General features: G+C 67.6%; 9 protein-coding genes and 1 pseudogene. 8 read left to right on the top strand and 2 right to left on the bottom strand.

Features of this window, described 5'->3' with window-relative positions; all coding sequences use genetic code 11:
* The first annotated feature begins 394 nt into the window (after positions 1 to 394).
* From MUU72_RS32125 to MUU72_RS32090, 8 genes and pseudogenes are all read left to right on the top strand, one after another.
* Positions 395 to 835 carry a hypothetical protein gene (locus tag MUU72_RS32125; protein ID WP_248016975.1) on the top strand — a complete coding sequence of 147 codons (441 nt, stop codon included), beginning with the start codon at positions 395 to 397 and terminating at the stop codon, positions 833 to 835.
* Between the two features lie 92 nt (positions 836 to 927).
* A complete protein-coding gene (locus MUU72_RS32120) occupies positions 928 to 1,599 on the top strand; it encodes an ABC transporter ATP-binding protein (protein ID WP_248016974.1) in 672 nt (223 codons plus the stop codon).
* Entirely contained in the window at positions 1,596 to 3,782 is a 2,187-nt protein-coding gene (locus tag MUU72_RS32115; RefSeq protein ID WP_248016973.1) for a hypothetical protein, read from the top strand. Before MUU72_RS32120 ends, MUU72_RS32115 begins: the two co-directional genes overlap by 4 nt.
* A gap of 438 nt (positions 3,783 to 4,220) precedes the next feature.
* Entirely contained in the window at positions 4,221 to 6,008 is a 1,788-nt protein-coding gene (locus MUU72_RS32110) for a WXG100-like domain-containing protein (RefSeq protein ID WP_248016972.1), read from the top strand.
* A 28-nt stretch (positions 6,009 to 6,036) separates the two neighbouring features.
* Entirely contained in the window at positions 6,037 to 6,504 is a 468-nt protein-coding gene (locus tag MUU72_RS32105) for an SUKH-3 domain-containing protein (protein WP_248016971.1), read from the top strand.
* Positions 6,505 to 6,544: 40 nt separating this feature from the next.
* On the top strand, positions 6,545 to 6,889 hold the full coding sequence (locus MUU72_RS32100; RefSeq protein WP_248016970.1) for a YwqJ-related putative deaminase: 345 nt from the start codon (positions 6,545 to 6,547) through the stop codon (positions 6,887 to 6,889).
* A complete protein-coding gene (locus tag MUU72_RS32095; RefSeq protein ID WP_248016969.1) occupies positions 6,882 to 7,832 on the top strand; it encodes an SUKH-3 domain-containing protein in 951 nt (316 codons plus the stop codon). The genes MUU72_RS32100 and MUU72_RS32095 overlap by 8 nt, the downstream gene beginning before the upstream one ends.
* A 246-nt stretch (positions 7,833 to 8,078) precedes the next feature.
* A pseudogene (locus MUU72_RS32090) lies at positions 8,079 to 9,754 on the top strand (SWIM zinc finger family protein).
* Positions 9,755 to 10,232: 478 nt separating this feature from the next.
* Here the strand turns inward: MUU72_RS32090 and MUU72_RS32085 are convergent.
* Positions 10,233 to 11,783 carry a beta-N-acetylhexosaminidase gene (locus MUU72_RS32085; protein WP_248016968.1) on the bottom strand — a complete coding sequence of 517 codons (1,551 nt, stop codon included), beginning with the start codon at positions 11,781 to 11,783 and terminating at the stop codon, positions 10,233 to 10,235.
* A gap of 864 nt (positions 11,784 to 12,647) precedes the next feature.
* The coding region (locus MUU72_RS32080; protein WP_248016967.1) for a CAP domain-containing protein at positions 12,648 to 13,150 on the bottom strand (503 nt) is incomplete at its 5' end.

Raw genomic sequence — 13,150 nt, 5'->3', positions numbered from 1 at the left:
CTCCTGCAAGCCAGGACACAGCCTTGCCTTCGGCGGCGCAGCCGCGGCCTTCACCACCCGCCGTTACCTCCCCGAACCCAACGACCTCTCATTCAGGCCGAATGTCTCGAGACCTGCCGCGACCGGCAGATGAACGGAATGATTGCTTCAAGTGATGGCGTGAGTCCCGCGAAGGATCAGAGCCCCCTTGCGGTGTATGGGACAGAGAAGTCCCTCGGAGATCTTGGAAATGCGAGGTGCGCCCTTGCGCGGGGCAGCCTCGGCACGGTCGGTGTGGATGTCTATGCGGGAGTGCTTAATTCCGCTTAGTGGTCTACGCAGGAACTAGGTTCGAATCCAGGCGGGAACGGCCACTCTGTAAACGCAATGGCCAGAATGTGACTTTATACTGCCTTTGCCGACTGTAAAGATCGTCAGCGTTCATCGCCCGCCGGCAGAGGCCGACGGGCGGCTGCGCGACAACGGGAGAAGTTCCATGAAGAGAGCCGGCAGATTAGCGTCACGGGCAGCCGTGGTGATCGCGGGGGTTGCCATAGCAGCAGGGTCCACCACCGCCTTCGCGGACATGGACCGGTACACGTCAGGTGCGCATTCGTGGCGGACGGCAGGCGGGTCTCAGGTCGGCCTGCAGGACACCAAGGGAGACGGCAACTCCGTCAAGGCTGAGTACAACCGCAACAACCCGAGCACTGAGTTGTACACGCTGTGGAATCACAGTGGACAGGGCACCAAGGTGTACAGCAATCAGGGTGGCAAGGTGTGGGACATGCGAGTCTGTACCGAAATCGACAAGTGGCCGGACGACTGTTCCAACTGGTGGAGCGACGACCACTAAGTCATAACGGTCCGCTGTGACATCGCGCTGCCCGGGACGCTCTTCGCCCGGGCAGCGCATTGCTGATTCTCTTCTCCTGAAAGGCAGATGGCGTGTCGGATGCGTTGCCCCTTGAAGTCCGCGAGCTGAGGTATGAGGTCGGGGGCCGACGCCTGCTCGACGGGCTCGAACTTTCCGTGAGCGCAGGCGAGTCCGTCGCGGTCATGGGCCCTTCAGGTTCCGGGAAGAGCACACTCCTTTCCATCCTTCTGGGGCTTGTTCGCCCTGATGCCGGCTCAGTCATGGTCGCTGGAATTGATGTCGTCACTTTGCGAGGTCGTCGCCTGGCAGAGCACCGCAGGAAGCACATGGGGATGGTCTTCCAGTTCGGGGAATTGCTGCCCGAACTCTCTCCGGTGGAGAATGTGGCGTTGGCCGCTCTGCTGGACGGCACGGATCGCGACCGTGCCTATGGCGAGAGCCGCAAACTTCTGGATGAACTTGGTGTGCCCGTCACTGACACCGCCACCAGTGAGCTGTCAGGCGGTGAACGCCAACGAGTGGCCGTGGCCCGGGCGCTGATCGGTAGCCCCGCGCTGCTCCTGGCGGACGAGCCGACCGGTGCACTTGACGAGGCATCGCGTGACCATGTGGCAGACACGCTGTTCGCCGTACCCGCCGCCCGCGGGTGCGGGCTGCTCGTCGTCACCCACGACCCCGCTGTGGCAAACCGGGCCGACCGGGTCATGCAGCTGGAACAAGGGGCCCTGGCAGGTGCGCGATGAAGCGTGGCCAGATCCACCACATGCTCCGCATCGGCCGGGCAGCCGGGCGGACCGCCGAAGGCGGCCGGGCCCGGTTCTGGGCGCTGTTGGCCGGCACCGCGGTCGTCGCCGTCACGCTGTGCTCGCTGGTCGCGACCGCTGCGACGTGGGAGGGGCGCGAGCAGCGCGGCGCGGCGCGCGTACCCACCCTCGCGGATCACGGGCACCAGGCATCGGCGCTGTGGAGCCGGTACTGGGACAGCTATCAAGGGCGCCAGTTCACCGTGGTGGTCATCGCCCCCTTGACCAAGGATGCGCCGTTGCCGCCCGGCCTCGCGCGCTGGCCGGCCCCCGGTGAGGTGTTCTTGTCGCCGGCGCTGGCCGAGGGGCCCGCCAGTGAGGACTTCACCCACCGGTACGGCACCACCGTCGGCACCGTCTCCGCCGAGGGGCTGGCATCACCGGGCGAACGGCTGGCCTACGTGCGTCCCACCACGGCGATGCTGGGCACAGCACGGATGGAGGGGATCACCGGGTACGGAGGCCCCGGCCCGGTCTTCGGCGACCTGCGGATCGTCGGCCCTCAGTCATCCATGATGGCTGTCATCGGCGTACTGCTGGGACTTCCGGCTCTGGGGCTGGCGGCAGCAGCGGCCAGGATGGGCGCTGCGGGACGGGACCGTCGGGATGCGCTGCTGCACACTCTCGGTGCCGGCCGGGCGGCACGCGCCTGGATGGACATCGGGGCCGCGGTCCGGCCTGTGTGCATCGGCGCCGCTCTCGCAGCCCTGTTCACCGTTCCGTTCCTCCTTGTCGATGTCCAACTGCCGTGGATCGACTACACCCTGTACGCCACGGACCTGCGTCGCGTGGGCGCGACGCTGGCGGCTGCCGTGGCCGTCTCCGCCCTGGGGATGCTCGCACTGATCCTCTTGTTGCGTCCTGCCGCCGCGCGTAAAGGGGCATCGACAAGACCCCGTGCGGCAGGCAGCGGTCTGCTGCGACTTCTGGCGCTCGGGTCCTGTCCCGCCTTCCTCGTCCTGGCTCTGACGTCGAGGTCCTTCGGTGCGCAACGCTCCGCGGCGGCTTATCTGTTCGCGGTCGTCGGCGCATGGGTGACGCTTCCCTGGGTGATCGGCTGGGCCGCGTCGCGGATCAGCAGGCGGGCAGCGAAGTCGCCCCACCACAGTGGCGCCCCGGCGCGCCTGATCGCCGCCCGCACCACTGCGGCCCGACCGGGCATGGTGGTCCGTCTGGTGGCCGCAATGATCATCGCCATCGGCGTCATCGGACAGACCCAGATCATCACCAGCCTGCTGTTCGCCCGCTCCGGAGACGAGGAACAGCTGAACTCCGCGCAGGGCCGGAGCATGGCGCTCGTACAAACGTCAGCGATCCGGCTCACCGACGCCTTCACCGCCGCACTTCCCGAAGGGGCGCACACGGTCGCCATCGGCACCGGAAACATCCAGCCCGACGGTTCCAGCGCCAGTCGAGTCCTCCAAGCGCCGTGCAGCGACCTCCGTGCCCTCCGGCTCCCCTGCCCTCCCGCTGGACAAGAGGCCACAGTGCCGTACGGGGAACTCGACAAGCGCCTCAGAGTCTCCGGCTACCAGACGTTCGGCCAGACTCCCGCTGCGGTGCGCACCGGTCCCGTCAGCGCCATCAACCGTGCCGAAGGTCTCCAGGCCGTCGTCTTCACCGACCTCGACAAGCCCATGGATATCCCGGCCGTCAAACGTGCCGCCCACCTGCACCTGAGCGTGAAGGCACTCACCGAGCCGGTGGCAGAAGACGGAGCCAAATCCTTCACCGTCGGCTATCAGTCACGCTGGATTCCCTTCCTCGGCACCATCGGCACGCTCGTTCTGCTCACCGCCATGGCACTCGCCGCCCTCTCGGAATTTCTGCGGTACGCGCAGACACTGGCCCCAATCACCGTGCTCACCGGACGCAGTCAGGTCTTCCACACGACGGCGTTCTGGTGCCTCGGGGTCCCGCTTCTGGGCGCTGGTGCCGTCGGCGCGTTCGTTCACGTCGTCCTGGTCCAGCCCGTGACCGGAGGAGAAAGCGGAGCAACCCTGTCCTGGGACCTCATCACGGCCGTCCTGACAGCAACGGGCCTCCTGGCCGCAGCCGCAACGGCTGCGGGTGGTTCCACAGCCGCACGACGCGCACTGACGTGGCGGCCCCGCGCCGACTGACCGAAACAGCTGCTGCCCCTATAAGCGGTGGCACCAGCCCGGGTGCCGGCAGAGGCGTCTGCACCGCCAGCGAGGCGACGAGTCATCACACCTCAGGGGCAACACTGCTGCATGGTTGCAGCGAGTGGTGCCTTGACTGGCCGACTGCCGATGCCGACACCTCCGCTGCGAGCGCAAGCCGACCCACTTCGGCGCCTTCGATCGCCGTGGCCCTCCTCGCTTGCTGACGGCTCACCGAATGAAACGACGTCATGCTGGAAGTAGTGCCGCAGCTCGCTCAGTGCGCGAGCGGTTCAATCCGCGCTTGCGGCGCCATCAGCGCAGACGCACCCTTCGACGATGCCGACGTGCGGCAGGCTCACTTCCGACTTGAGGGAGTCTCCACCCAGATGGGAATGTGTGATCATCTGACTTACGGTTCATGGGGGATGGGTTCGCATGGGTGTTGTGCTGCCTGGGTGGGCGGATGAGTTACTTGACCTGATCGGTGTCTCGTGGCCGAACGTCGACGAGGACGACTATCGCGAAATGGCCAACGCCATGCGGGAGTTCGCCGATGACATTGATGAAGGCGCCGACGAAGCACACACCGCCATCCAGAGTCTGGTGAGCTCGGCCGGCGGCTCTCTCGCCGTGGAAGCGCTCAACAGCCACTGGGGCAAGATCAACAGCAAACACCTCAAGGGCCTTGCCGACTGCGGTCGAATGGCGGGCACCGCGATGGACGGCGTAGCGCTCCTCATCGAGGGTGCGAAGATCGGCGCGCTGGTCCAGCTGGGCATACTCGCCGCGGAGGTGATCGCCGCCCAGGCCGCGGCCCCCTTCACCCTCGGGCTGTCGGAACTGGGCGCAATGGGTGCGACGCAGGCGACCCGCATGATCCTCAAGCGGCTGTTCAAAGAGGTTTGTCAGCAGGTTGCCGAGCAGGTCGTCAGCATCGCCCTCACTCCGGTCGAGGAGGCCCTGGGCGCGATGGTGGGTGACCTGGTCGTCCAGCTCGGCGCCAACGCCTTTGGTGTCAAGGATGGCGTGGACCTGGGTCAGACCGCCAAGGCGGGCAAGGAAGGTTTCGCCCAGGGCGTGCAAAAAGCCAAGGGTGCCGCGAAATCGGCAGCGGACAACCCCATGGAACTTCTCAGCGCCGGCGGCAGTGGTGGGGGAAGCGATGCTGGAGCCGGAGGCAGTGGCGGGTTCAGTTTCGACGCCGATGAGCACGACCGCGCCGTGACGAGTTTGGAGAGTGCGGGCGGTACCTTCCGGAACAAGGCCGGCGGCAAGATCGGAAGGGCCAAGAGCCACCACGGCCGTACTCGTGGCAAGGACGCCATTGCCGATGCGGCCAACACGGTGCTCGACAAGGTCATCGAAGGCATCGAAGACGGCGTCAAGAAGACCGCCAAGCACCTCGACGACAACATGACCCGCGGCATCAAGCAGATGGCCAAGAACCACCACGACAACGACAAGGGTCTCGCCGACCACTTCAAGGGCCTTGGGAAGAACGCTGCCAAGGGGTCGAAGGCTCCGGGAACTGGCGGGGCTGCAGGTGGTGGCAGAGGGCAGGGTGGGGGGAAGGGAGCGGGAGGCTCCGGCAGTCGGCCGCCGGGTGGGAGCGATGCCCCGCAGGGGCAACCCATCAACCCTCCATGGCACGGGAAAAGCGCATGGGGGATGAAAAACCACCATGGTCGTGCCCTGGACGTGAGTGGACTCAATCACGACCAGAGGCTCAGGCAGCTTGAGGAAGAGTCGCGGCGACTAGCAGACGATGCGCACAATGCGCCGCCGGGACAGTCAGGTGTCGAGACGCCGGGTGCATATCGCATTAAGAATGGATGCGCCGGAAGTTTCTTGCATAACGGCGTGATCACGGGGCATACAAGTTCCACCAAATTTGGGGGACGTGTTGCCATCGATGTCCACCCTGAACTCAAGAAGATGCTGGACGACATTGAGCGAGAGGGCAATATCAGTGCGGGGCACGGAAAGTGTGCCGAAGTGGCCCTGATATCTGACCGGTTGAGGGGCTTGGATCCTGACGGTACACGTTTGACCAGCGAGGAAGCCCTGAAGAGGGAACTGGCAGGAGGAGTGATGCACACAAACAACATCGGGGACAGGAAGAGGGGTGGTGAACTAATCGAGGGGCACGGGGATTACAAGCCACCCTGTGACTCCTGTAAGCGGATGCTGCCGCGACTCGGTATCATCCCACATAGAGGCTAGGTAGGCGCTCGAGGGAGTGGTAGAAACCGTGATCGGAGAAGAAGAAGTCAGATCTTGGCTGGCGGAGCACGGCTGGTTCCTCGGCCGGGACATTGGCGAGGAGGCCGACCGGCTCGTTGCGGACAGGATACGAGATTTCGCGGACCAAGGCGTGCATATTGCTCCGCTGCCGTGTGCGACAGCTTTTGTGCGTGAGTACGGCAACCTCGAACTCCCCTACCCTCGAAGTCCCGAGATCAAGATGGTCGTGACCCCAACATTCGGGTACGACGACGATGCCGAAGACATAGTCGAGCTGAGTCAAAATCTTGGCAGGCCGGTTTTTCCTGTGGCTTACGAAACGCGAGAATTCGGCATCGTGCTGATGGACGACTCGGAGCGAGTATTTTACCTGCACGAAACGGGTTCGTACTTCGTGGCCGAGCGGCCGATCGAGGCGTTTGCCAAGCGTCTGGAAGGTAGCCGTCTGCAGGATGCGGAGGATTTCTTTGTCTAGCCCGGTACCGGGTGTCGCGTCATCCCTGCTCATTAACGACATGGTGCTCAGTCAGACCAATCTTGCAGGTAGCGGGGAACCCAATCTGCATCCAGCGGTCGACCGCTTCCTGCGCTTTCTGCCCGTGCAGTTGCGCGAACCATTCATGGGTTACTGTGCCGAATCGGCGCTTGTCTCAGACCAGTTGTGGCGTTTGGATAAGGAGCGGCCAGGCGGTAGCCATGTCACGCTGGAAGTCGCAGCACCGCACTTCACGAATGCCGTAATCCTCTCGCGGCTCATCCGTGAGCCCGGTGATCCAGAGCATGGGCAACCGACGCTGCCCTGCCGTTCTTGCACCGCGCTGCTTGACGAACTCGGCGTGAGGATCATGGGCCGTGACTGATGACAGGTGCGTGCTTCACACCGCAGGATGGCAACCCGGTAGGGATACCGGCAACGACGGGATGCTCGCGATATTGGAGACCGTAAGCACGGTCGCGCGGTCCGGCCCTGGGCGATGGGTGCTCTTTCCGGCCGCAGAACAGAGCGTTCGCGAGTTTCACGGATTGACTTTCCGGCCCACGGTGCCCGGTCTGCAGGTGGCCGCCACGGGATGCACAGTGGATCCCCGTCTCGGCCGGTACACCCACAGCACGCTTGCCGGGTTGAGTGAGGCGCTGGGCGTCGAACTGTTTCCCTTCGGCCGCACCGACTCCGATGCTCTGCTCGCCGTCGACGAGCAGGCTCGTCTCTTCTCCGTCGATCACGGTGGCTCATGGCTCCTCGGTGCTTCACCGGCGGAGGGCATCACCGCGCTGCTTCAGGGGCAGCGTCCGGAACGTGTGGCAGAGGAGAAGCGGGAATGGCTGCTGCCCCCCATGGGAGAGGAAGACACCGTTGCCGACGCTGTGAAGACGGCCATGGTCCTGGTCTTCATCCTGGATCGCCACTCGGTACTGAGAACGGACATACTCCGGCTGCATGTGCGGGAGAAGACTGGGTTCGGTAGGGAGCCGCTTGATCTGGAATACCCGCTGCGGGACGGCGCCTTGGCGGACGTCACGCTGCGCGTGATCACGGAGCTGCGTGGTCGCTTGCAGGCGGCGGGCTTCGAGGGCTTCGAACTGGACATCACGTTGGCAGCGGCGCAGGCCAGGATCGACGACACCGGTGCCAGTACAGGGCCGGCGACACCGCGAGTCGACTGCGCACTGTTTGCGGCGAACGGTGACCCTCGCGTGCTACGGGTGGAGTTGGCGGCACCGGCCGGTCGACTGGCCTTCCAGCACGGGAGCGTGGCGGCAGCCCAGGAAGAGATCAACAAGTACAGGGAGTCACGAGGGTAGCCAGAGGAAGCCGGTTGCCTCCTCAGCTGGCCCTTGCTGCCCTCGCAAGGGGCGCTTCTGCAGTTCGCGGCGGTGTGGCGGGCCGGTCCGGCCGCCGGAGAAGCACCTGCCACCTCCTGCCCGGCACCCAGCCCGCGGTACGGCCACAGCCTTTGCGGAAATTCCGTGGACCTTCTGATCGGACTGACCGTCAGTCCTGAGCTGGCGGCCGTAAGGGACAGCAGCAGGAGCAGGGCGACGGAGACCATGCGCGGCCTCACCGAGACAAACCTCAAGATGTTGGCGGGTGTCCGTTCCTTCGAGCGCGGGCGCGGATACCTGGATGCGGTGTCCGGGGTCGAGGTCGGTGACGGATGGATCACCGCCAGCGTCCACGGCACGGAACGGTACGAAGTGGAACTGTCCTTGGAAGGGGCTGGCGGGCTGTCCGGCGCGTGCGACTGTCCGTATGGCCGTGAGGGCAATTTCTGCAAGCATCTGGTTGCCCTCGGCCTGACGGTGCTCGCTCACTCGGGGAGCCTGCCGCGGCAGCGGAAGGCGGCGCGGGATCGGGCACAGCACCTCGAAGCGTGGTTGACCGCCTTGTCCAAGGACGAGTTGCTCGCTGTGTTGCGGGAACGGCTCGGCGAGGACCGGAAGTTGCGGCACCGCCTGGAGCTGCGGGCCGCGAGCGACCGCGGGGATCTCGCCGCGGTCGTGGCCCGTGTCCGTGAACTGCTCGACGTCGGCTCGTTCGCACAGTACGGGTACGTCGAGTACGCCGATGCCCGCGCCTACGCGGATCAGGCCGGGCAGGCGGTGTCGGCGATCGGTGCGCTGACCGGCTCCGGACGGGCGGCCGACGCGGTCGTCCTGGCGCGGGAGGCGATGAAGCTGCTGGCCCAGGCGGCGGAGAGCGTCGACGACTCCGACGGCTGGTTCGGCCAGGTGGGCGCCGACCTCGCCGACGCTCATCTCGACGCGTGCCGTGCGGCGCGCCCCGACCCGGGAGAGCTCGCGGGCTGGCTCATCGGCCATGTACTCGGCGAGGCGGACGAAGGCCTCACCGACATCGATCCACTCGACTACGAGGATGTTCTCGGCGCAGCGGGGATGGCCGCCCTGCGGAAGCTGGCGATCGAGGCGTGGCAGGGGAACCGCCGTGGCTGGGCGGAGAAGGACCTGATGGAGCGTCTGGCCAAGAAGGGAGGCGACGTCGATGCGGTGATTGCGGTGCATGCGGCCGACCTCGCACCGGACGGCCACACACACACCTGGTCATCGCCCGCGAGCTGGACCTCGCCCGACGCCCCGGCGATGCCCTGCACTGGGCGGAACGCGGCGTCCGGGAGGCCGGGGACCTCGCTGCCGTCGACACCGCCCTCGTCGACCACCTCTGCGACCGCTACACGCAGGCTGGTCGACTCGCCGACGCCGTCGCCCTACGCCGCGACCACTTCGGCGCCCGCCGCACCCTGCTCACCTACCAGCAGCTGCGTGCCGCTGCCCGGGCCGCGGACTGCTGGTCGGCCGAGCGCGAGGGCGCGCTGGCCCTGCTGCGCGCCGACGCGGGGCGGCGGCAATGGCGGTACGGCGGTCCCGTCCTGGTCGACGCCCTGCTCGACGACAAGGACGTCGACGCCGCCTGGCAGGCCGCCACCGAGACCGGCGCCCACGACGGGCAGTGGCTCGCCCTCGCCGACCAGGCCCGTGCCACCCGCCCGGCCGACGCACTCGGCGTCTACCTGCGTCTGGCCGAGCCGCTGACCGGGCAGACCGGCAACGCGGTCTACGAGCAGCTGGTCAGTCTGCTGCTGAGCATCCGGGACTGCCACCGTCGGCTGGGGTCGCCCGAGGAGCTCACCGCTTACGTCACCGCTTTGCGTACCGCCCACAAACGCAAGCGGAACCTGATGCGCCTGATGGACGAGCACGGTCTGTGAGCCGGACGACGCCTCGGAGGACCGCCTGATCCCCCGTCGGTTACCGCCCGATGGCGCTCTGTGAGCCGCGCGCGGCGGCGATCACCGACCGCTGGATACGTGCGGGATCGGACCCTACGACGGGGCGTTCCCGCAGGTCATAGCGCAGCCTCCGACATTTCGGTTCAACGTGTGACGCCGGCCGTGGTGTCGGTGCGGTGATCCAGCACGCAGGCAGGACAAACGGGGCCGGCCCGATACGGGCCGGCCCCGTTGCCGGATCCGGGGGCGGTCTGATCGGCCGTCAGTTCGATCGTTCGGGTGGCCCGGGAAGATCCCTGCGGCGCCGGTGAGCGGCAACTCGTCGCCGGTCTCGCCTTACCCGGCCCAGGGGTCACCGGATCCAGGCCCCGCCGGCCGCGGCGCTGCCGGACTGGTTGAAGGTGGAAGGATCGCCGTCACCCCTGTTCGCGGGCGTGTGCGACTGGTAGGTCCTCGCCTACGACGACGCCCTCGCGCCACCGGGGCGGGGAGCCGCGCTGCCGCCGGTGGGGGCATCGCCGACGGTGTCGATGACGGCCTGGAAGCCGCTGTAGGAGCCGGCGACCTTGGGCGAGCCCCAGGTGTTCTGGATCAGGGAGCGCAGGGGCGCTTTGAGGTTGTTGGCGACGCTGCCCTCGGGCTCGTCCTGGCCGGGTTCACCCCACAGGCTCAGCTGGGTGCCGAGGAGATGGGGGTCGGAGTCGGAGACGGTGGTGCTGCCCGAGCCGAGGGGGAACTGGTTCGGGGCGAAGGACTCGTAGATCGTCCGGGCGTTCGGGGGGTTGCCGCCGATGATGTAGTACAGGACGTTCCAGTTGGCGTTGATCAGGTCGTGGCCCTGCTTGGCGAGGTCCTGCGGGGTCATGTCGGTGGAGCCGAACCAGTCGGCGACCTGGACGCTGGGGTCGACCTGGACGACGGTGCCGGGCACCAGCTGGTCGTTCCAGACGCGCAAGGTCTTGCCGGCTCCGCGCACCAGCTTGTTCGCCTTGTTGATGAAGTCGTACTCCAGGTCGCGGCCGGTGGCGTCGGGCCCGAACAACTCCCGCGCCCTGGTCTGCAGCGCGGGCCACTGCGACAGTTCGGCGGTGGTCAGCCATTCGTCGGAGCCGAGCTGCCAGTACCGCCCCGGGAAGAGCGGCAGGTACTCGTTTATCAGATCGCCGGTCAGTTTGAACGCCGCTGTGTCCTGGGACAGGTCCAGGACGCGGGAGCCGTTGTTCCTCAGCAGGCTCAGGCTCCGGTGCCCGTTGAGGATCTGGGTCATGTGCCCGGGCATGTCAATTTCGGGCACGATGGTGACCCGGTACTGCGCCGCGTAGGCGACGAGGTCGCGGATCTGCTGCTTGGTGTAGTGCTGGGCGGAGACGGCCTCGGGGAGCGTGCTGCTTTCCAGGCGGAACGCCTGGTCGTCGGTCAGGTGCAGGTGGAGCCGGTTGTACTTGAGGTAACCCAGCTCGCGTACCAGGTTCCGCAGCCAGCCGAGGGAGTAGTACTTGCGGGCGACGTCGACCATGACGCCCCGTTCGGGGCGGGTCGGGGCGTCGTTCACGGTGCCCTGGGGGAGTTCGAGGTGCTGCTTCAGCATCTGGAGCAGGGTCTGGGTGCCGTAGAAGACGCCGGTCGGGGTGCCGGAGATCGTGGCGGTGCTGCCGATGGCCATTCGGTAGCTCTCGGCCCCGTAGGAGCCACGGGTGAGAACGATGTCTCCAGGCGCCGGTGTGCCGGTGGCCACCGCCACCGCGTGTCCGGTGACTGACCGTAGGTCGCCCGCGAGCAGTTCGGCGGTGTTTCGGAGGGAGGCGGTGCGGGCGATGACGCGCGAGGTGCCGGTGAAGCGGTAACTGCCGGAGCCGGCGCTCCACTTCTGTACGGCGGGGATGGTGGCGGGCGGGGCGGTGGCCGCCTGCACGGTGGTGGGCACCAGGGCCGCGGTGAGCGCGGCAAGGAGTGCCGTGGTCAGCGCGAGCGCTGCGGCACGCCGACGCGTCGGTCGTTTATGGCGCATGGCGTTGAGCCTTTCTGTGCGCGTGGGGGGAGTTACACCTGGGAGAACCCGCCAGGCCGCCCCGCATAACAGAAAGCCGGGAATTTCCTCTCGATCCGCCGTCGGTCTTCTGCGGCGGCAGGTGGACGTCAAACCGGCGTCGCGGTGGGGCGTGCACGGGGCGCCGCACATCGGCGGGGTGCGGCGGTGCGGCGCCGACGTGCTGCGCTCCGTCCTGCTCCGCGTCCGACGTGCTGCGCTCCGTCCTGCTCCGCGTCCTGCGGCGGGTGCCCGAATCCCCCGGTCCCGGTGGGAGGGGCATCCCTTTGCCCGTTGGTCAGCGGGCCCAGGGGCGCGTGAGCGCCTGGACGGCCGACCCGTCGACGTCGGTGAGCTTGGTGCCGGTGAAGTCGCGGGCCCACTGCGGGGTCTGGATGCGGAAGGCAGGGTGGTCGCCGGTCAGGGCGTCGACGAGGGGGCGGCGGCCTCGGCCTGATTCCGGGCGTTGAGGAAGGCGTTTCGGCTGACGCCGAAGTACGCCTGGAGGGCTGGGCGGTAGGGCCGGCCTCGGCGATCAGGGCGGCGCGGTCCAGGGGGAGGCCGGCGGCCTCTGGCCCCTGGCGGCGGGGCCCCGCGCGTTCTGTCCGGGGGACGAACGCGGGGGCGGGTGCGGACCTCCGTGGGGCGCGGCGCGGCCGGTCAGCGGGTCGGTGGCGTTTCCGCGCTCACCCAGCGCGCTGGCCCCGGGCGATGCGGCCACTCAAGTGATTGCTGAAGGGCGCGCGGTAGCCACGCACCCAGCCGGCGGAGGGCTCGCGGAAGGGCGGGCGGACGCCGGCCGAGGGCTGCGGGCCCGGGTGCCGGAGGGGGCCCGCTCGGTGGGGTTCAGTCGGAGAAGTCTTGGGTGAGCCAGACGGTGCCGTTGGGGTTCCGGTGGACGGCGATGCCGATGTGGGTGAAGGCACTGCTGAGGATGTTCTGGCGGTGGCCGTCGTTGGGCGGCTTCTCGTCGAGCATGGCCTGGGTGAGGCCGACGGCGGCGGTGGCGATCTGCCGGGCGTCCGGTCCCGCCGAGGCCCGGCCTATGTTCTCGCCCGCGGCTCCCCAGTGGACGCCTGCGGCGGTCTCCCGGTCTCCCAACGGCGCCTCGCCGGGGCACTGGTGGGACAGGCCGCACCCGTTGTCCATGGCGGTGTTGTGACGGGTCGCGCTGCGGTTGAGGCCGGCGGTGAGGGAGTAAGGCGGCAGGCCGTGGGCGGCTCGCGCCTGGTTGATCATGCCGAGGACCTGCTCGACCGCGTCGGGGGCGGCGGCCGTCGGCGGTGCCGGGGTGCCCGAGGGGGCGGGAGCCTGGTGGACCGGGCGGGCCGGGTGGGTCGGGTGGGTCG

It is taken from the genome of Streptomyces rhizoryzae, assembly GCF_023155275.1.
Taxonomy (GTDB): Bacteria; Actinomycetota; Actinomycetes; order Streptomycetales; family Streptomycetaceae; genus Streptomyces; species Streptomyces rhizoryzae.
The sequence above is the reverse complement of the archived record's forward strand: the minus strand, read 5'-3'. Positions and strand labels throughout refer to the sequence as shown.